Origin of the sequence: Actinoplanes sp. KI2, assembly GCF_025630775.1 — a bacterium.
GTDB lineage: Bacteria > Actinomycetota > Actinomycetes > Mycobacteriales > Micromonosporaceae > Actinoplanes.
Genome location: NZ_JAOSZE010000009.1, coordinates 43,507 through 62,476 on the forward strand (window position 1 = coordinate 43,507; position 18,970 = coordinate 62,476).

Annotated in this window: 16 protein-coding genes; 6 read left to right on the forward strand and 10 right to left on the reverse strand. The window is 70.9% G+C overall.

Translation table 11 applies throughout. From position 1 onward, the window contains the following. The first annotated feature begins 4 nt into the window (after window positions 1-4). Genes ODJ79_RS11185 through ODJ79_RS11195 form a run of 3 tightly spaced genes read left to right on the forward strand, consistent with a single transcriptional unit; the run spans window position 5 to window position 3,811 of the window. A complete protein-coding gene (locus tag ODJ79_RS11185; protein ID WP_263023302.1) occupies window positions 5-883 on the forward strand; it encodes a carbohydrate ABC transporter permease in 879 nt (292 codons plus the stop codon). A gap of 31 nt (window positions 884-914) precedes the next feature. Next, window positions 915-2,081: a glycoside hydrolase family 1 protein gene (locus ODJ79_RS11190; protein WP_263023303.1), complete on the forward strand. Its 1,167-nt coding sequence runs from the start codon at window positions 915-917 to the stop codon at window positions 2,079-2,081. Continuing rightward, the gene (locus ODJ79_RS11195) at window positions 2,078-3,811 is read left to right on the forward strand and encodes a glycoside hydrolase family 3 protein (protein ID WP_263023304.1); all 1,734 of its coding nucleotides are present in this window, start codon (window positions 2,078-2,080) and stop codon (window positions 3,809-3,811) included. Before ODJ79_RS11190 ends, ODJ79_RS11195 begins: the two co-directional genes overlap by 4 nt. Window position 3,812: 1 nt before the next feature. Here the strand turns inward: ODJ79_RS11195 and ODJ79_RS11200 are convergent, their stop codons facing one another. Genes ODJ79_RS11200 through ODJ79_RS11210 form a run of 3 tightly spaced genes read right to left on the reverse strand, consistent with a single transcriptional unit; the run spans window position 3,813 to window position 5,805 of the window. Then, window positions 3,813-4,262: an MmcQ/YjbR family DNA-binding protein gene (locus ODJ79_RS11200; RefSeq protein ID WP_263023305.1), complete on the reverse strand. Its 450-nt coding sequence runs from the start codon at window positions 4,260-4,262 to the stop codon at window positions 3,813-3,815. Between the two features lie 37 nt (window positions 4,263-4,299). Further along, window positions 4,300-4,947 (reverse strand): hypothetical protein, encoded by a 648-nt coding sequence (locus ODJ79_RS11205; RefSeq protein WP_263023306.1) that lies wholly within the window; start codon window positions 4,945-4,947, stop codon window positions 4,300-4,302. 9 nt (window positions 4,948-4,956) lie between these two features. Beyond that, a complete protein-coding gene (locus tag ODJ79_RS11210) occupies window positions 4,957-5,805 on the reverse strand; it encodes an NAD(P)-dependent oxidoreductase (RefSeq protein WP_263023307.1) in 849 nt (282 codons plus the stop codon). Between the two features lie 82 nt (window positions 5,806-5,887). Between ODJ79_RS11210 and ODJ79_RS11215 the strand changes: the two genes are divergently transcribed. After that, window positions 5,888-6,850: a LysR family transcriptional regulator gene (locus tag ODJ79_RS11215; RefSeq protein ID WP_263023308.1), complete on the forward strand. Its 963-nt coding sequence runs from the start codon at window positions 5,888-5,890 to the stop codon at window positions 6,848-6,850. 253 nt (window positions 6,851-7,103) lie between these two features. Further along, window positions 7,104-8,705, forward strand: coding sequence for a sensor domain-containing diguanylate cyclase (locus ODJ79_RS11220; protein WP_263023309.1), 1,602 nt, complete (start codon window positions 7,104-7,106; stop codon window positions 8,703-8,705). 24 nt (window positions 8,706-8,729) lie between these two features. On the opposite strand, the gene ODJ79_RS11225 is transcribed toward ODJ79_RS11220, so the two are convergent. From ODJ79_RS11225 to ODJ79_RS11240, 4 genes are all read right to left on the reverse strand, one after another. After that, entirely contained in the window at window positions 8,730-9,221 is a 492-nt protein-coding gene (locus ODJ79_RS11225; protein WP_263023310.1) for a hypothetical protein, read from the reverse strand. Between the two features lie 2 nt (window positions 9,222-9,223). Continuing rightward, the gene (locus tag ODJ79_RS11230) at window positions 9,224-9,901 is read right to left on the reverse strand and encodes a DUF4304 domain-containing protein (RefSeq protein ID WP_263023311.1); all 678 of its coding nucleotides are present in this window, start codon (window positions 9,899-9,901) and stop codon (window positions 9,224-9,226) included. Between the two features lie 73 nt (window positions 9,902-9,974). Next, window positions 9,975-12,140 carry a hypothetical protein gene (locus ODJ79_RS11235; protein WP_263023312.1) on the reverse strand — a complete coding sequence of 722 codons (2,166 nt, stop codon included), beginning with the start codon at window positions 12,138-12,140 and terminating at the stop codon, window positions 9,975-9,977. A 114-nt stretch (window positions 12,141-12,254) separates the two neighbouring features. After that, entirely contained in the window at window positions 12,255-13,295 is a 1,041-nt protein-coding gene (locus ODJ79_RS11240) for a hypothetical protein (protein WP_263023313.1), read from the reverse strand. A gap of 383 nt (window positions 13,296-13,678) precedes the next feature. On the opposite strand from ODJ79_RS11240, the gene ODJ79_RS11245 reads away from it, so the two are divergent. Next, window positions 13,679-15,232, forward strand: coding sequence for a glycosyltransferase (locus ODJ79_RS11245; protein WP_263023314.1), 1,554 nt, complete (start codon window positions 13,679-13,681; stop codon window positions 15,230-15,232). Between the two features lie 64 nt (window positions 15,233-15,296). Here ODJ79_RS11245 and ODJ79_RS11250 read toward each other — a convergent pair whose 3' ends face one another. The 3 genes from ODJ79_RS11250 to ODJ79_RS11260 form a co-directional block, all read right to left on the reverse strand. After that, a complete protein-coding gene (locus ODJ79_RS11250) occupies window positions 15,297-16,496 on the reverse strand; it encodes a mannosyltransferase family protein (protein WP_263023315.1) in 1,200 nt (399 codons plus the stop codon). A gap of 212 nt (window positions 16,497-16,708) precedes the next feature. Beyond that, window positions 16,709-17,203, reverse strand: coding sequence for a hypothetical protein (locus tag ODJ79_RS11255; protein ID WP_263023316.1), 495 nt, complete (start codon window positions 17,201-17,203; stop codon window positions 16,709-16,711). Continuing rightward, window positions 17,200-18,900, reverse strand: a complete 1,701-nt coding sequence (locus tag ODJ79_RS11260; RefSeq protein WP_263023317.1) for a PHP domain-containing protein — start codon at window positions 18,898-18,900, stop codon at window positions 17,200-17,202. The genes ODJ79_RS11255 and ODJ79_RS11260 overlap by 4 nt, the downstream gene beginning before the upstream one ends. Window positions 18,901-18,970: the final 70 nt, after the last annotated feature.

Here is an 18,970-nt window from a genome sequence, read left to right on the forward strand (position 1 = left end):
CGCCATGACCGTGACCCTGGAACGCCCGGTGACCAGACCGGCCCCGGCCGCACCGGCCCGGCGGCGACGCCGCAACCGGCGGTACCTCGTCTACGCGGCCCTGGTGGTGGCCGGGGTGCTGACCGTCATGCCGTTCGTCTGGATGCTGCTCGGCTCGGTCAAGCCGGAGGGCGAGATCCTGAACGATCCGGGCGGCTGGCTGCCGCACTCGCCCACCTTCGGCAACTACCGGCAGTGGTTCGTGGACCTGCACATCGGGACGTACTTCCGCAACAGCGCGATCGTCGCGGTCGTCACCGTCCTGGGGAATCTGCTGTTCTGCTCGATGGTCGGCTACGCGATGGCGAAGCTCGACTTTCCCGGCAAGCGGACGTTGTTTGCCCTGGTCATGGTCACCCTCATGGTGCCCGGGGTGGTGACCTTCGTGCCGCTGTTCGTGGTGGTCGCGAAACTGCACCTGATCAACACGTACGCCGGCCTGATCTTGCCGTTTCTGACCGCGCCGATCGGGGTGTTCCTCATGCGGCAGTTCATCCGATCGATCCCCGACTCGCTGATCGAGGCGGCCCGGATCGACGGCGCCGGCGAGTTCCGGATCTTCGCACGGATCGTGCTGCCGCTGAGCGGCCCGCCACTTGCGACGCTGGGCATCCTGACCTTCCTGGCGTCGTGGAACAACTTCCTGTGGCCGCTGGTCGTGGCGCAGAACCAGGACCGGTACACGCTGCCGGTCGCCCTGTCGCTGTACTCCACCGGCGAGCAGGCCACCAACTACGGGCTGCTGCTGGCCGGGTCGGTCATGGTCATCGCCCCGATCGTCGCCGCCTTCATCGCCCTTCAACGCTGGTTCGTCCAAGGCGTGGCAACCACTGGAATCAAATAAGCAGGCACCGGACTCAAGTAAGGAGATGCCCATGCGTTCCTTCCCGCCCGGATTCCTGTGGGGTGCGGCCACCTCGGGGCACCAGATCGAGGGCAACAACGTCAACAGCGACTACTGGCAGCGCGAGTACGCCGCGGGCAGCGAGGTCCCGGAGGTCAGCGGCGACGCGTGCGACAGTTTCCACCGCTACCCCGAGGACATCGAGCTGCTGGCCGGCCTCGGCCTGACCAGCTACCGGTTCGGCGTGGAGTGGAGCCGGATCGAGCCCGAGCGCGGGCACGTGTCGGTTGCCATGCTCGACCACTACCGGCGCATGGTGGAGTGCTGCCAGGCGTACGGGATCACGCCGATGGTCACGCTCAATCACTTCACCGTCCCGCGCTGGATGGACGCGCTCGGCGGCTGGCACCATCGCGATGCGGCCGAGTTGTTCGGCCGCTTCACCGAGAGCGCCCTGCCGATCGTGCGGGACGGGGTCGAGTGGGTCTGCACGATCAACGAGCCCAACATCATCGCCTGCCGCGAGGGCGCCGCCGATCCGGGCGCCGAACCGGTCGCGTACGGGATGGCCCGCCCGCACCGGAAGGTCTCCGCCGAGCTGGCCCGGGCCCACCGGATGGCGCGCGAGGTCCTGGCCACCGTGCCGGGCGTGCGCTCCGGCTGGACGGTGGCGACGCAGGCGATCCACGCCGTGCCCGGCTGCGAGGAGCAGGCCGCCGAGTACAGCTACCCGCTGGAGGAGTATTTCCTGGAGGCCGCCCGCGGCGACGACTTCGTCGGCGTCCAGGCGTACACCCGCACCTTCGTGGACCGGACCGGCGCCCTGCCCCCGCCGGCCGGCGCGGAGACCACCCTGACCGGCTGGGAATACTTCCCTCAGGCCCTCGCGATCGGGGTGCGCAACGCCTGGAAGGTGACCGCCGGTACGCCCGTCGTGGTCACCGAGAACGGCATCGCGACCGCCGACGACCCGCGCCGCATCGACTACACCCGCGACGCGCTCGCCGGGCTGCACGACACCATCGCCGAGGGCGTCGACGTGCGCGGTTACTACCACTGGAGCGCCCTGGACAACTACGAGTGGGGCCGCTGGTCCCCCACGTTCGGGCTCATCGCGGTCGACCGCGCCACCTTCCAGCGCACGGTGAAGCCGAGCGCCAAGTGGCTCGGCGAGGTGGCCCGGGCGAACGCGCTATGACGACCGTCGAGGATCGGGTCGAAGAGCTGCTCGACCGCATGACGCTGCCGGAGAAGGCCGGCCTGATGTTCCACACCATGCTGCGCGCCGACGAGGACGGCGTGTACGAGCCGGGGCCGGACGGCGACGACATCCCGCCCGATGTGTTGTCCACCAGCCGGCTGATCCGGGACGCGCACATCACCCACTTCAACGCCGCCCCGCGCATCCCGCCCCGCCGATACGCCGAGTGGCAGAACCGGGTGCAGGAGATGGCCGCCGGAACCCGCCTCGGCATCCCGGTGACGCTGTCCAGCGATCCCGTGCACGGCTTCACCGACAACCCGGCGACCTCGATGGCGAGCACCACGTTCTCCCGCTGGCCGGAGCCGTTGGGGCTGGCCGCCGTGGGTGACGAGAAGCTGGTCGCCGAGTTCGCCGAGGTCGTGCGCCGCGAGTTCCGCGCCGTCGGCATCCGGATGAGCCTCGGCCCGCAGGCCGATCTCGCCACCGAACCGCGCTGGTCCCGGCTGCCCGGCACGTTCGGCGCCGACGCCGAGCTGGCGTCCACCCTGGTCGCCGCGTACGTGCGAGGCCTGCAGGGCGAGCGGCTCGGCCCGCACAGCGTGGCCTGCATGACCAAGCATTTCCCGGGGGCGGGACCGCAGCTGCGCGGCGAGGACGCGCATTTCCCGTACGGGCGGGAGCAGGTCTATCCCGGCCGGAACCTGGAGTATCACCTGCGGCCGTTCGCGGCGGCGTTCGACGCGGGCACGGCCGCCGTCATGCCGTACTACGCCATCCCGGTCGGCCTCGGCGTCGAGGAGGTCGGCTTCGGCTTCAACCGGGAGGTGATCACCGGCTGGCTGCGCGGCCGGTTCGGCTACGACGGGGTGGTGTGCTCCGACTGGGGGCTGGTGACCGACGTCCGGGTCGAGGGCGTGCGCTGGCCGGCCCGCTGCTGGGGCGTCGAGCGCCTGTCCCGGATCGAGCGGGTGCGCCGCATCCTGGACGCCGGCGTCGACCAGCTGGGCGGCGAGTCCTGCCCGGAGCTGGTGGTCGAGCTGGTGTCGTCCGGCGCGGTGCCGGTCGAGCGGATCGACGCCTCCGCCCGCCGGATCCTGCGGGTCAAGTTCGAGCTGGGCCTGTTCGACAACCCCTACGTCGACCCGGACGAGGCCGAACGCGTGGTGGGCAACGCTTCATTTGCCGCCGCCGGGGTGTCCGCCCAGCAGCGGGCGGTCACGCTGCTCGAGCGGGGCCCGCTGCCGTTGTCCCGCGGCGTACGGATGGTCCTGGACGGCGTCGATCCGGCGGTGGCCGCCCGGTACGGCCAGGTGGTCGAAAGGCCGGCGGATGCCGACGTCGCCCTCGTCCGGCTGCCCGCGCCGTACGAGCGGCGGGAGACCGGCGTCGACTACGAGGCCGGCTTCCACCAGGGCCGCCTGGATCTGCCGCCCGATCGGGTCGCGGAGCTGGTCCACCGGTTCGGCGAGGTGCCGACCGTGCTGGTGGTCCACCTCGATCGGGCGGCAGTGCTCCCCGAGGTGATCGCCGCGAGCGCGGCCACCGTGGCCGAGTTCGGCGCGACCGACGAGGCCCTGCTCCCGGTCCTGTTCGGCGAGGTCACCCCGCAGGGCCGGCTGCCGATGGAGCTACCGTCCTCGATGGCAGCGGTGGAGGCGTCCCGCGAGGACATCCCGGGCGATTCGGCCGACCCGCTCTTCGCCGCCGGCCACGGTTCGTATTGATTCATTTACCGTACGGGGCTCTGCCGGGTCCCCGCCCGCCCGGGCCGCTGTCTGCAACCCGAGCGACAAGAAACTTCGGGGCCATCTCGCCGTAGCTGTCGGTGATCAGTTCGGCGATCTCGGTCCAGTCGGTGTGGTCACCGAGGACGGCGCCGGCAACGTTGTGGCCCCACTCGGCGCGGAAGAACGGGAACCCGTCGGCGGTCAGGCCGGCCAGGTCGTCGGCGGGCACCCGAAACGTCATCACGACCAGCGCCTCGTCGGCGATCAGATGCCGGGGGTACGCCGAGTACCGTTCCGGGCGCGGCTCGCACACATGGGCGAATGTCCGCTTGCGGATCCGCCACCGGACGCCGATCCAGGCCGGTTCCTCGTACGCCTCGGGCAGCCGCCGGCAGATCGGTCGCAGCTGGTCGAGGATCTCCGGTGGCACGTCTCCAGGGCCCGACATGGGCCGACAATAACGAGTCCCGCCCGTCCGCCGCGCGTCAGGACGGCTCACCGGTCCAGGGAGCGTCCGGGCCGGTCCGGTAGGCGCGCTCGCCGGGTTCGAGATCGAGCACGTCGAGCAGGGTGAGATCGTGTTCCACGGCGTGGTGAAGGTGGCTGAGCTTGCCCGTCGCAGGGTCCGCGTCGCTCGCGCCGATGAGTTGCCAGAGCCCGTCGTCGGCTTCGTGGCTGACGTACAGAATCGGCTCTTTACGATCGAAGACCTCGCCGGTCTGGATGCTGGTGGTGCCGAGCAGCCAGTGCTTCATCCACCGCGCGCGGCGGTCACGCTCCATGACGCAGTCGAACACCCACCAGATGAACGGCAGACACTCGTGCGCGCGGGCCTCGAGCGCGGTGAGGTCGGGGCCGCCTTCGGGTACGCGCTCGAACGGCTCGTCGACGAGCGAGCAGGCATAGCTGCCCTCGTTCTCGAAGACGATCGCATGGAAGCTGGCGCCGCCCGGATTCCCCGCCCCGATCCCCACGGTGAGCCGGGCGACGTGCTGCTCGGACCTGGTCGTCCAGCCGAACGCATACGACGCGAGCTCGCCACGCGGCGAGACGAACTCGCCGAAAGCGCGCCGCTCCACACCCGCTCCGACCTGGGTCTCGGTCAGCCGGCCCTCGATCACCTTCAGACTCACGTGGCGAGACTACCCGGCCGATGTCGGCGCTTGTCCGGGCGTCGAGGCCGGTGGAGGGGGGTAGGCGCCCGCGGTGAGGACGGAGACGTCGGCGGCACCCTGACCGGAGGCCACCGCCCGGCGGAGCAGTTCGGCGGCTCCGTCGGCGGCCGGCAGCGACGTCGTCGTGGCGGCGCGTGCCAGGTCGAGGTCCTTGGCCGCCATCCGCACGGCGAATGATGCGCCGGGGCCGCCGGCGGCCCGGCCGGCAAGTCCGGCGAGCGGGCCCGATCGGAGCATGTCGATGGTGTCCGCCCGCGACACTCCCACCGCCTCGCCCACGGCGACCGCGTCCGCCAGCGCCGCCAAGCCGGTGATCACTGCGGTGTTGAGGACCAGCTTGACCGCCGCTCCCCGCCCGAGCGGACCGCATCGGCGCACCGTGCCCAGCGCGGCGAGGACCGGTTCCACCCCGTCGACCACGGCCGGGTCCCCGCCGGCCAGGATGCCGAGCGTGCCCGAGGCCGCGGCACCGATGCTTCCCGCCACCGGCGCGTCGACCATGGCCACCCCCGCGGGCAGCGAGTCAGCGACCTTCCCGGTCCCTTCCGGGCCGATCGTGGACATGTCGACCAGCGTCGTGCCCGGGCCCAGGTTCGCCGCGGCGACGACCGACAGCACCGCGTCCACGTCGGTGAGCATGGTGATCACCACCGGAGCGCCCGCGCACGCCTGCGACGGCGACACCGCACGCACCGCACCCGGCACCTGTCTGCCGGGGCTGCGGTTCCACGTCCGCACCGCATGACCCCGCTCCACCAGCCGCCCGGCCACGGCGGCCCCCATCTGCCCGAGCCCGAGCACCGCGATATTCGCCATGCGACGAGGCTAGGCAGGCCAGGACTCATGTCACCAACGAATGTCTCGCATGGTGACCATTCCTCGTGCGAATATCGCAGCCGTGCAAACCGAGCTGCTCCGCGTCTTCCGCGAGGTCGCCTGCCGCCAGTCGATCACCGCGGCCGCCCAGGCCCTGAGGTACACCCAATCGGCCGTGTCGCGGCAGATAGCCGCGCTCGAGGCGGAGTTCGGCGCACGGCTGCTCGACCGGATGCCCCGCGGCATCGTGGTGACCGAGCAGGGACGCGTGCTGCTCGGTCACGCCGAGGCGATCCTCACCCGGATCGACGACGCGCACCGGGACGTGCGGGCCATCGGCGACGCCGAGATCGGCCGGCTTCGGGTGGCGGCGTTCGCGACTGCCGTGGTGACACTCGTGCCGCGAGCTCTCGCCCGGATCAGGACCGCGTTCCCGGGCGTCGAGCTGACCCTGGTCGAGGGCCTGAGCCCACGGCTGATCGAGCAGTTGGTGGCCGACGAAGCTGACGTCGCCGTGATCAGCTGCGCGGCCGACCAACCCATCGACGACTCCCGCCTGGAACTGCACCACCTGCTCGACGAGCCGATGCTCGTCGCGGTCCCGCGCGGACACCCACTCGCCGGCGGCACCGGGACCGTGGGGCTCGCCGCGCTCGCCGACCAGTCCTGGATCGCCGGTGGCATCCGGCCGCAGGAGTCCCTGCTCGCCGTCGGCATGCGGCACGGCTTCGCCCCGCGGATCGACTTCGTGGCCCATGAATGGCTGGGCAAACTCGGCCTCGTCGCGGCGGGCTTCGGTATCACCCTGTTGCCCGCGCTGGCCGCCCGCGCGGCACCTGGAGATCTTGCGCTGCTCCGCGTGGACCTCGACGAGATGCCCCCACGCAAGATCTACGCCGCGACACCGGCCGGGCGGACCAGGTCAGCGCCGACGGAGGCGTTCCTGTCCGCGCTCCGCGCCGAGGTCGCCGAGGTCGCCGAGGTCGCCGAGGTCGCCGAGGTCGCCGAGGTCGCCGAGGTCGCCGAGGTCGCCGATCAGCCGTAGACGTCGAGGGAATCGGCGGTCAAGAGCTGGCGAGGCCTGGGCAGAGCTGCTTCTCCAGGAACAGCAGGTAGGTCACCGGCACCTGCGCGACGATGGTGCGCCCGCCGACCACCAAGTCGGCGCGGGCCGCGCTTATCGTCCAATCCTTCGCGTCCGACCCCTTTCGCCCGCTTGCCCGAGGCGGGAACCGCTGGCCCTAAACGTGCTGCCCGCCGAGCCGATGTGAGGTGGCAGGGAAAGGGGGGGTGGGCCGATGGACGGTAGCGTGCTGGGTGCGGAAGAGTTGTCGGCTGCCCTGCTGGCGATCGAGGACCAGTTCGTCCCGGACCCCGCGGCCGGCCTTGCCGCCGCGGCCGTGCTGGAACGGCGGGCCGCCGAGCTGGGCGACGAGGGTCTCCGCATGCGTGCCCGTCTCTGCCGGGCAAGCTTGGGCGTGCGGACCGGCGAGATCGCGGCGGCCGCCCGGGAGAGCTACGGCATCCAGCAGTGGGCCGCCCGGCACGGCGACCGCCTGCTGGAGTCTCGCGCCCACGCGCTGTGCGCGCTGGTCCAGAGGCTCTCCGGGGACGCGGCTCAACGCCTGGAGCACTCGCTGAGCGCGGTCGAGCTGCTGGACGAGACCGCCACCGCGTTCCTGCAGATCGGGCACCGCACCCGCCTGGCCGACGCGCTGGCCGACACCGGCGCGATGGAGGCCGCACGACTGCAATATCGGCATGCCGAAACCCTGGCCCAGCAGGCGCAGCGGTGGGACCTGCTGAACATCGTGCACAACAACTGGGCGCACTACGAGTACGAGAACGGCCACGTCGTCCAGGCCGTCGAGGTCATCGGCCGGATGATCGAGCACGCCGAGGCCCACGGCCTGGAGCTGGATCCTCCCACCCTGCACACGGTCGGTGAGGTCCAGGCCGCCGGCGGCGACTATGCCGAGGCCGAACGGACGATGCTGACCTGCATCGCCCGGTACGAGGCCGGCCAGTTCGAGGCGGTCGCCGATCTGGTCTACTACCGGCTCACCCTGGCCCGCGCCCGGCGTGGCCTCGGCGACGTCGTCCGAGCGCAGGAAAGCCTGGACGCCTGCCGTGCGCTCTGCGCCGAGCTCGGACTGGACGCCATCCTCGCGGAGTTGCACGAGGAGCAGGCCGAACTGCACGCCGCTCGCGGTGACCACGCCGCCGCGTTCGCCGAGCTGAAGGTGTTCATCGCCGCACGCGAGCGCCGGCGGTCGCAGGAACGGGAGGCCCAGGCCCAGGCCCGGCAGGCGACGTTCGAGACCGCCGAGGCCCGCGAGCAGGCCGAGCGGTTCCGCGAGCAGGCCCGCCGCGACCCGCTGACCGGGCTGCGCAATCGCCGCTTCGTCGACGAGGAGATGCCTGCCCTCGTCGCCGACGATCCCGGCCTGTGCCTGGCGATCGCCGACATCGACCACTTCAAGCGGATCAACGACCGGCTCTCCCACGAGACCGGCGACCAGGTGCTCGTACAGGTCGCGAGACTGCTGGAGACCGGCCTGGCCGCCGCGGTACCGCGGGGTTTCGTCGCCCGCCTCGGCGGCGAGGAGTTCCTGCTCGCGTTGCCCGCGACGCCGGTTGCCGACGCGGCCGCCGTGCTCGATCGCATCCGGCAGGCCATCGGCACACACCACTGGCACGACCTCACCGGCGACCTGCCCGTCACGATCAGCATCGGAGTGGCCGGAGTCGGCGAGGCGGCGCCGCCCAACCAGGTCACCGCGCTGGCCATCGCCGACCGCAACCTCTACGCCGCGAAGCACGGCGGACGCGACCGCGTCGTCGCGGGTACGCCGCCGGAACAGCGACCCCGTTTCTACCGCGACCGTAACGTCGGCTGAACCCGCTCAAGCCGCAAGCAGGCGCTACTCGGTGAGCTCGGTGATGCCGAGGGCCCGGGCGAGGTGGTGGATGCCCTCGCCGAACGGGCCGGGCCGCTCGTCGAGCGCGGCCGCGAGCCGGTCCGGACCGGCGGTGAGACCGGCCGTGCCGGCCCAGGCCAGCAGGCCCGGGGTGGCGTGGGTGTTGAGTGGTTCGAAGGTGTCGTCGGACATGGCGCGGATGAGTTGCTCGTTGAGGTGGAACCTCACGGTGCCGCCGCCGGGGTCGGCGGCGACGGCGAAGGCGCAGTCGCTGTCGAAGACGTCCAGGGCGATGGCCGACGCGCCGGTCTCCTGGGCGAGGGTGCGGGCGAGCCGGCCGGGTGTGGTGTCGTCGACCGGGCCGAGGGACCCGATGCGCCAGCCCGCGGCGTACACGGTGTCGGTGACCGCTACGAACAGGTCGTCGACGCAGGCCAGGTCGTCGAGCCGGGTGTCGCCGGTGCGCGCGATGATGACGAATCCGCTGTAACCCACGATCATCCCTGCTGTTCGGTGCGGCGCCGGGCGGCGATGGCCAGGACATCGGCAGTCCAGTCGTCGGGGTCCGGGTCGCCCCGGTCGGCGATCTCGGCGGTGAGGGCGTCGACGTCGCCGCGGTCGGCGTACGCGTACGCCCGGATGATGCTTTCGGCCCAGCCGCCGTCCGGCCAGGCGCCGGCCTTCCACCGGCCGGAGGCGAGTTGCTCGGCACTCGCCCGCTCCGACTGCTCGCGGTCGGATTCGATGGTGGCAAGCATCGCGTCGTAGTTGCCGAGCCAGCTCTTCATGCGGGGCAGGTTCCGCGCGAGCCAGGTCCGCACCATCGTGGCGGCACGATCGGCATCGGCGTCCGTGGACAGCGAGAACGTGTGGTCGGGCAGCTCGGCGGTGTCGTCGGTCGCGACCAGGCGGTGGTCCCAGACGCCGTGGTACGGCATGGCGTCGCGGCGCGGATCGCCGTTGCCGAGGTGGTGGCGCAGGTACGGGGCGATCAGTACGCCGACGTTGACGAAGAACTCGACCTGCCCCCACAGCGCGGTGGTGCGCTGGACGGCGATCGCGATGCCGTTGCCGTCGGCGTCGAAATACCGGAAGACCGGCCCCCGGCGGACGAACCCGGCGGCTCTCAGGTCGGCCTCGACGGGCTCGACGAACTGTCGTAGCAGGGCGTTCACGACCCGGTACGGTACCGTCCACCGACACCGGACCGGGAGGGGCTCCCCCTCGCGCGGGAGGAGCCCCCCGAACTCAGCTCACCGACATCCAGTCGATGGACAGGCCGGTCGCGGCGTTGTCCGCGTTGCGTTGCACGATCACCACGGCGTTCGCCGGGACGGACAGGGCCATCGTGGCCGTGGCGGGACTGCCCTGGCTGCCGGGGAACGCGATCCGGTGGTTCACGTCGTTGAGGATGACGGTCATGCTGGCGGCCTGGGCGGCCCGGTAGCGGAAGGTGAGCTTGCTCCCGGCGCGCACCCCGGAGAAGACCACCGACGCCCCGACCACGTCGAACGAGGTGGCCATCGCACCCTCGGACGCGTCCGGCTTGGGCACCGCGTGCGCTCCGTTGTAGAGCCCGCCGGACGACTCGGCCTCGTACTGCCCGTCGATCCGCAGATAGTCGAGCAGCAGGTCGCCGCCCGCGCTGTCCCGGGTGACGACCAGGGCCGCACCGCTGGTGACCGTGGTCTCGACGGTGACGGTCGTGAAGGCGCCGCCGGTTGCGGGCAGGCCGACCGTGGCCGTCGCCGCGCCGGTGAGCCGGACGGTCGCCGCCTCGGTCGCCGCGTACCGGATCTGGATGCGGGTGCCGCCGGGCGCCGGGTCGACGGTGAACGCACCCGGCCGGCCGGCCGGCATGCTCAGGGCCTCGCCCCGGGACGCGCCGGACGCGGGAACCAGCGTGGCGTCGGTGCGCTCGGCCAGCTCGGCCTCGTTGTCGGCCTTGCCGCCGAGCCAGTCGATGGTGACCGCGGCCCCGGACGCGGGCCGTTGCAGGGTCACCCCACCTTGCAGCGGCACGGCCAAATCGGCGGTGTAGGTGCTCCAGTCGGTGGCGGCCGGCAGGTGCAGCGTGCGCGGCGTGGCGCCGTTCATCGACATCAGCAGGTCGGTGGCCTGCGCGGCGCGGTACCGCAGCTGCACCACGGAGGCGGCGGTGAGGTTGTAGAAGACCAGGGCCGCCCCCGGGGAGCTCAGCGTGACGGCCTCGCCGCCCCAGGCGGTCGGGTCGGCGACCGTCGTCGTGTCGGCGGGGCTGCCGCCGGCGTAGTACTGCACGTCGGTGGTGTCCTCGGCCTGCGCCTCGGCGACCGGCGTGCCGAGCGCCCAGTCCATGGTGGCCGGTGGGTTGCCCTCCGGCTTGAACAGGTTCTCGGCGAAGTAGAGCGTGCCGCGTACGCCGAAGGCCGGGTCCTTGTAGTAGGCCGTGGTCTCGGTGAGCGCCTTCCGCTTCGCGGCGACCGTGCTCACCAGGCCGGCGGTCTGGTTCGGCAGCACCCCGTTGTTGAAGTCGAGCGTGTGGAAGCCGTACTCGATCACCTTGGGCGCGGTGCCGTACTGGCCGATCATCCGGTCCAGGGCGCTGCGCAGGCGCGGCTCGTTGAGCCGGTCCGCGGTGGAGGCGTTCTCGTCGGGGGGCGTGCCGGAGATCGGGTACGAGTAGTTGTTCAGGAAGTAGCCGTCCGCGGGGTGCGCGATGCCGGCGTAGGAGGGCGTCGGGTAGGACTGGTCCCAGCCGTAGAAGACGCTGAGGTACAGCTTGGTGCAGCCGGTCACGGCGCGCAGGCCGGCGAGCAGGCGATCCGCGTACGGTGGCTGGCTGGTCGCCCATCGCGGGTTCTTGCGGCCGTCCGGGTATTGGGCGGTGACGAAGCGACTGCTGACCTTTCCGTCGTCGACCGGCATGTTGACCGCCAGGTAGACGACGTCGGCGAGCTTCTGCCGGCGGGCGAGATAGGGCAGCAGCCCGGTGTAGCCGTGTGCCGGGTCGTCGCTGCTGTAGTAGCTGAGCACCCGGGCGGCGTCGGCGGCGGTGAACGCGAAGGTCTGCTGGTCGTACCACTCGATGCGGATCACCGCCTTCATCCGGTTGCGCTCGAGCTCGGCGAAGAGGGTGTCCCGCTCGGCGTCGGTCATCTGCACGAGGTTGTAGAGGCCGACGGTGTTCACCCCGGCCTGGCGCATCTGCGCGAGGTCGAAGGCCATCCGGCGCTGCCAGTCGACGGTCGGGTTGAAGATGTAGGTCGCCCCGGTGATCGGGCCACCGGAGTCGGTGTACAGGTCGGTGTAGTGGGCGGGGTCATAGGGCGTTAACAAGTTGGCGGCATTCGGCGTCGCCTGGGCGGGCGTGGCCACCGTGACGCCGAGGAGGCACAGAGTGGTCACCAGAAGCGCCGACATCACCCTCTGCATGGATCGACTCCCTTGATCGAGGCCGAACGAAGGTAAGCCGGTCGTGAATCTAAGCGCTTAGATTGACCGATGTCAGAAACTCTAAGCGCTTAACAAGTTGTTCACAAGCCTGTGTCAGGAAAGTGCGAAGTCCACGGCGGCCGGCGGCTCGCCCTCGGTCTTGACGATGTTGAAGCCGAAGTACATGGTGCCCCGCACGCTGGGGTACCCGGCGCAGTAGAACCGGGTGGTGGCCACCAGCGCCCGCTGCTTGGCCGCCCGGTCCGCGACCAGGCCCGCAGTCTGGGCCGGCCACCGGTCGCCGTGGCGGTCGGCGGTCTGCACGCCGTACTCGACCACCACCGGCGCGTCGCCGTACTGGTCGAGGAACCGCCGCATCACCGCGCGCCGCCGGTCGGCGTCGATGAGCGCCGCGTCGTCGTCATGCCGGCCGGGCGCTCGCTGTCCCGGGTAGCTGTAGCTGGTCAGAAAGTAGCCGTCGGCGCCGGCCGGCAGGTACGACGGCGGCCGGAACCCGCCGTCCCAGCCGTAGAAGACGCCCAGGTAGATCGGCAGGCCGGGGGCCGACCGGCGGAGGCCGGCCACGACCGCCGAGGCGTACGCGGCCTGCCGCTCGATCGACAGCGGGCTGTTGGCGCCGCCGAGCCGGGCCTGCACGCGCGGGTCGTCCAGCGGCATGTTGACGGCCAGGTAGGCCACCCGCTCCCGGTTGACCGGCGCGGCGGCGCGGGCGAGCAGGCCGGCGTAGCGGGCGAGCAGCCGGTCCACGTCGGCGCCGGTGAAGGCGAAGCTGTCCGGGTCGTACTCCTCGAGCCGGAGCACGGCGGTCATGCCGAGCCGGCCGAGCGCGGCGAACAGGGGGTCGGGCGCGTCCACCCGGTACAGGCTCACGGTGTCGATGCGATACCGGTCCCGCATGGCCCGCAGCCGCGCGTCCAGGGTGGCCGGATCCGCTCCGGCCAGGTCGAGCGTCGCGCCGCGCAGGAACCGTGACCCGCTCATCCCGGGATACGGCGTCAGCACGTCGCCGGCGCCGGCCCCCTCGGGCAGGTCGCCGCAGCCCGGCACGCCCGACGGCACGTCGCCGCCGGCCAGCCCGCCGGCGGCCAGCAGGACCGACAGCGTGACCAGCAGCCGCCCAGTAATCCGGGTCACCATGAAAATCCTCCGTTACATGCTTCACATCTTTCGGTGCCTACATAACCCGGGCGCCTTCATTTGATGCAAAGTGGATCGCCCTTTCCCGCGTGTCGCATCCTTTTGCCGCAGCCCCGTAACGGGGGCGCAATATCAATGTGGCCGGACGTGACGGGGGCCATGCCACCAGCGTTTGCCCCGCTGTCCGGCGGCCGATACGGTGGACCGCGAAACGATGGCGGTAAATCAATTCGGACGGAGCACGGATGTAGGCAAGCCCTACCCCCATTGTAGGAAATCCGCGTTATTTCTCGGAGAGGGCAGTCGTGGCAAAATCGCCTCGCGTCTACCTGCTGATCCTGTCGGTATGGATCGCTGTTCTGATTCCGGCGGTGCCGGCCATGGCACACGTCGTGTCGGCCGCCATCCGGACCCACTGGTACCTGGGTGCGCTCACCATCGCCAGCGCGCTGTTCGTCACGTATTTCTGGCTGAACGGCACCAAGGACATCGTCTACACGCTCTACTTCCACCTCGTCCAGCGGCCGCGTCCGCTCGAGGTGCCCGCCCGGGCCGCCACCGAAGCCGCGCCCAAGGTCGTCCTGGTCTACTGCACCTGCGACGACTTCTCCGGCGAGAGCCTGCTGCGCAGCATGGCGCAGAAGTACGAGAACTACGAGGTCGTCATCCTCGACGACTCCAACAAGCCCGAGTCGCGGGCCGAGGTGGACGAGTTCAGCGAACGCTACGGCGTGCCGGTGGTCCGCCGGCCGGACCGGGCCGGTTTCAAGGCCGGCAACCTCAACAACTACCTGCGTACGGCCGATTACGACTACTTCGTGATCCTGGACAGCGACGAGATCATCCCGAGCGGGTACATCGACCGGAGCCTCGACTACTTCGCCCACTACGGCAACGCGGGCATCGTCCAGGCGAACCATTCGGCGACCCGCAACCGCAACAACTTCATGCGTACCTTCGCCATCGGGGTGGACTCGCACTGGATCGCCTATCAGTCGGTGAAGGACCGGCACGGGTTTCTGTCGCTGCTCGGCCACGGTGCCATGGTGAGCCGCGAGTGCTACCTGGCCGCGGGCGGGTTCCCCAGCGTGGTCGCCGAGGACCTGTGCTTCTCGATCGCCGCCCGGGATGCCGGCTACTACACCGTCTTCGCGCCCGACATCCGGTGCGAGGAAGAGTTTCCGGTCAGTTATTTCGCGTTCAAGAAGCGGCACTCGAAGTGGACTCAGGGAAACATGGAGTTCATCAAGAGGTACACCGCGACCATTTTCAACTCGCGTATGACGTGGTTCGAGAAGCTCGACATCTTCCTGTTCACCTACAGTTTGCCGCTGACCGCGTTGTTCTCGCTGTACGTCGTCATTCACGTGGTCGCGCTGCCCGCGCTGGGTTACACGGTCACCTATCCGATGTGGATGTTGATACCGACTGTGGCGTTTCTGATCGCGCCGCTGCTCAATGACATCATCTTCCACTACGACCGGCTGCCGAAGCGCACGCTCGCGTCATACCTGCTGAACTCGATCGTGCTGTACGGCTCGATGTTCTTCGTGAGCCTGCGGTCCTCGGCCACCTCGGCGTTCGGGAAGTCGGTCTTCCTGGTCACGCCCAAGACGGCCGGCAAGGTGACCATGCGGGAGGCATTGCGCTCCACCCGCGGCGAGATCGCGTTCGGCCTCGTCCTGGCCGCGATCTCCTGGCTGCTGACGAACAGCATCCTGCCGGTGCTGCTGATCGTGGCGCCGGCGCTGCTCTGCGTCTTCCTCGCGCGCAAGCACAACGACGACTACCCGGGCACGTCGGCGGCCGAGCTACCGGCCGCAGTGGTGCAGCCGGCTCGCAGCGCCGCCGAGGAGCGCCGCCAGCTCGCCGCCCTGGCCAGCGAGGAGGAAGCGGATCCGTGGCAGGACCGGATCCCGACCATGGCCGGGTAACCGCCGAAGGAGGGTAACCGGTGCGGGCCGCCGATCGGCGGCCCGCACCGGTCTTTGCCCAAGCTCACGCGACCAGGAACGTGCCGGCCATGAAGATGACCAGGAAGACCGCGTGCAACGCCACGCCGATCACCAGCACGGCCCGGTCGACCACCTGGTTGGCGCCGATCCGGGCGAGCACCAGGAAGACGGCGATCGCCTCCATCGCGTAGCGGGCCGCCGACTGCATCGACCGGCCGCCGACCTCGGTGGACATCAGCATCACGAGGGTGAGCCCGGCCTGGACGACCAGGTAGACCTGGTCGCGCCGGAACCTGAACCGGCCCTTCACGCACAGGATCAGCAGCACGACGGCGAGCAGGATCGTGCCGGCGTCCAGGAGCGCGCCCAGCGTCGGCGGCGACAGCAACCCGTGGCCGTGCGCCTGGCGGACGGCGATCAGCCACGCCTCGCCGGGAACCGTGTAGCGCCGGCCCCACTGATCCTGGGCGCGGCTGAACGCGAGCGGGTTGCCCAGCGAAACCGCGCAGAAGACGGCGTACGCCGCCACGCCCAGCGGCACCAGCGCCAGCCCGAGCACGTCGCGCCGGATGCCGCGCGGCCGCCAGTCGATCTGCCGCAGATACTCGACCGCGAGCGGGGCGAGCAGCAGGACCCCGAACAGGCGGGTGGCCGAGGACAGCGCGCCGAGCGCACCCGCCAGCCACCAGTGCCCGCGCCGGCCGGCGTACAGGGCGCCCACGGCCAGCAGCAGGAACAGCGACTCGTTGTACCCGATGAACAGGAAGAACCCGGTCGGGAACGCGGCGAGGTACCAGATCGCGCGGTGCGCCACCCGCGGGCCGAACTCGTGCTCGGCCAGCCGGTGCAGCACCGCCAGCGCGCCGAACGCGGCGGCGTTCGCCACGACCAGGGCGCTGACCAGCGCGGTGCCGGGCAGCACGGCGTCGCCGGCGTGCACCAGCAGCGGGTAGAGCGGGAAAAACGCCGGATAGCCGGGGCCGATGTGGTACCCGCTCTCGGCGATCCGGACGTAGTGCCCGGCGTCCCACCGGTTCCAGCCCAGGAAGATCATCCACGGGTCCGGGACCTGGCCGTCCCGCCGCGGCAGCCAGGCGAGGGTGCTCACGGCCAGGTGCGCGACGGTGATGACCGACCAGACCGCGAGGGCCGACCGCAGGGCCGCGTGCCAGGGCTTCCGGGTGGGCGCGACGATCGGCGGACTCGTCGTCGCCGGCGCCGGGTAAGCGGTCAGTGTCGGCACGGGACACCCCGCGCGATCGCATCGGAGTCGACCACGGGCATTCGCATGCGACACCTCCCCCTTCGTGATCACCAACGTGGGGAGAGGTTGACCCAGGCCCGGCGGCCGTCGGCCCGGCCCGGCGGCGACGTGGCACGTTCATGGGAGTTGCACAGGAGACGCAAATCTCTTCTCGGCGGCCCGTGCAACCCGGGACGTCGTTCAGACGTCAATCAATGATTGGCGCAGCACGGGGTCGGGTTCGGTACCTCGAACGGGGCGATCAGGCCGCCCGGCGCCGGCGTGGCCATCAGCACGAGCCGCCCGTCGCGGTACTGCGGCCGTACGAAGTCGCGGGTGTCGATCAGCGTGTCCGGCCCATGCGGCGGCCCGCCGAGCACGACCACCTCGTCGATCGCGCTCACCGCCAGCAGCGTCGCCACCGGCAGGGTGCCGGTCAGTTCCCGTACGCCCGGAAACAGCACCGCCCGACCGGCGCGACCGGCCAGGTGATCCGCGACGGCCGCCGTCGCGGCCTCGCTGCCGGAGGGCGAAACCGCCGGAGAAGCGCCGGCGATCGTCACCACGACCCGGGGAGCGGGGCCGTGCACGAGATGGGTGCACGCCACCAGGCCGGGCACCGGCGACTCGACCAGCGAGGTCAGCCAGTGCTCGGCCTCGACGGTGCCGCGATGTCCCAGGTCGTAGCCCAGAACGGTGACGCTCATCGGTTCGGGACGACCCAGATCGGGTTGGTGTAGAACCACAGGTCGGTCCACGGGTCGGCGGAGCCCAGAACGTCCATGGCCGGGCCGGCCGGGTCGACCGCCGCGCCCAGGTAGCCCGGCGCCGTACGGTTGCCGTCGGTGCCACGCAGGCGCAGGTAGAACGGGCCGTCGACGCGGCCGAGGTCGTAGCTGAGGGTGACCCGGCCGGTGGACTGGTTCACGTCGAACGACTTCGCCACCCGGGTGCCCGGCGTGGAGAAGGCGTCCTTGTCGCTGACCGGGCCGGTGACCGCGCCCCGGATGACGTCGACGCGGGCCAGCTTCGGCACGAACTGCGCCCAGTTCGGGCCGTTGGCCAGGTCGATCGCGACGACCAGCTGCACCGGCGTGCCGCGCCGGACCACCAGGGTGTCGCCGAGGGTGACCCACGAGCCACCGGCCCGGACCCGTACGTCGAGGCCGCTGATCAGGCCGCCGTGGTCGACCCAGACGCGACCGGCGCGCAGGCCGGCCATCACCGCCGCGTACGAGAAGTCGGCCGAGCCGACGTGCGTGCGGCTGTAGAAGCCGGGCCAGAAGTCCGAGTTTCCGGCGGCGAACGAGCCGGCGTAGACCGGATCGTCGTAGCGGCCGTTGGTGGTGAAGTCGCCGCCGCCGACCTTGGAGTTGTCCAGGTAGACCTTGTGCGAGTCGGAGTTCGCGGTGATCCACCACGGCTTGCCCTCGGCGAGCAGGCTGTCCCACAGGCCGCCGACCGTGGCGGTCATCCAGTCGAAGCCGCCCCAGGTGCGGTAGCTCTCCAGCGGGTACGCCGGGAACGACGCGGCCGACGGGCTGTTGTCGTAGCCGCCGCGGCCCGAGCCGGGGCCGACCGGGGCGGCGATGCCGCCGGCCTGGTGGCCGGGCGCGCCCTCGAAGCCGACCGCGATGCGCGGGTTGGCGTCGCGCCAGGCCCGGATCTCGTGCGGCGAGTCGATGCCCTTGCGGGCCGGGTGGTTGGCCAGGAACAGCGCGTCGTGCACCCGGCGCTTGGTGACCGCGTCGGCGAGGAAGTCGATGCCGCTGATCGCGAGCGCCTCGTTGGCCGGGGTCGGGTCGGTGGCGTTCTTGACCACGCCGTCGAAGGTGTTCTCGAACTCCTTGAGGACGGCGACCTCGTTGCGGCCCGGGTGCACGAAGACGGTGCCGTGCTCGGCGGCCGGGATGTTCCACTCGAGTCCCTGGAAGACCAGGGTGTCGTCGATCTCCTTACGGGCGGCGACGATGTCCGGGTTCACCTTGTCGACACCGATCTTGGCGTGCGCGACGCTGCCGTGGTCGGTGATGACCATCCAGTCCAGGCCGTACGCGTTGGCGTGCCGCACGTGGTCGACCACCCGGTACTGGCCGTCCGAGCTGTGCTGGGTGTGGATGTGGTGGTCGCCGGCCAGCCAGAGCAGGTCGTTGACCCGGGAGTGGCCGGCCCAGGAGCGGCCGAGCGGGCCGTGGTCGTGCGCCATGGCCACCTCGGGCACGGCGAACGCGCCGGCCGCGGCCGCGGCGGTGCCGGCGCCGAGCAGGCCGGCGCTGCGCAGGAAGCCACGCCGGGAGACCTCGGCCGGGGAGAGCTCGCTGTCCGGAATGCTCATGTCCAGCACGGGCTGGTCGGCCGTGCCGCCCACCGCATGCGAGTGATCATGATCGTGCGTGTGGCCCATCGGTACTCCTCGTGTCCACCGGTGACGCATGTCGAGGCCACTATCTGTGGCGATGGAGAACTCCCCCTGG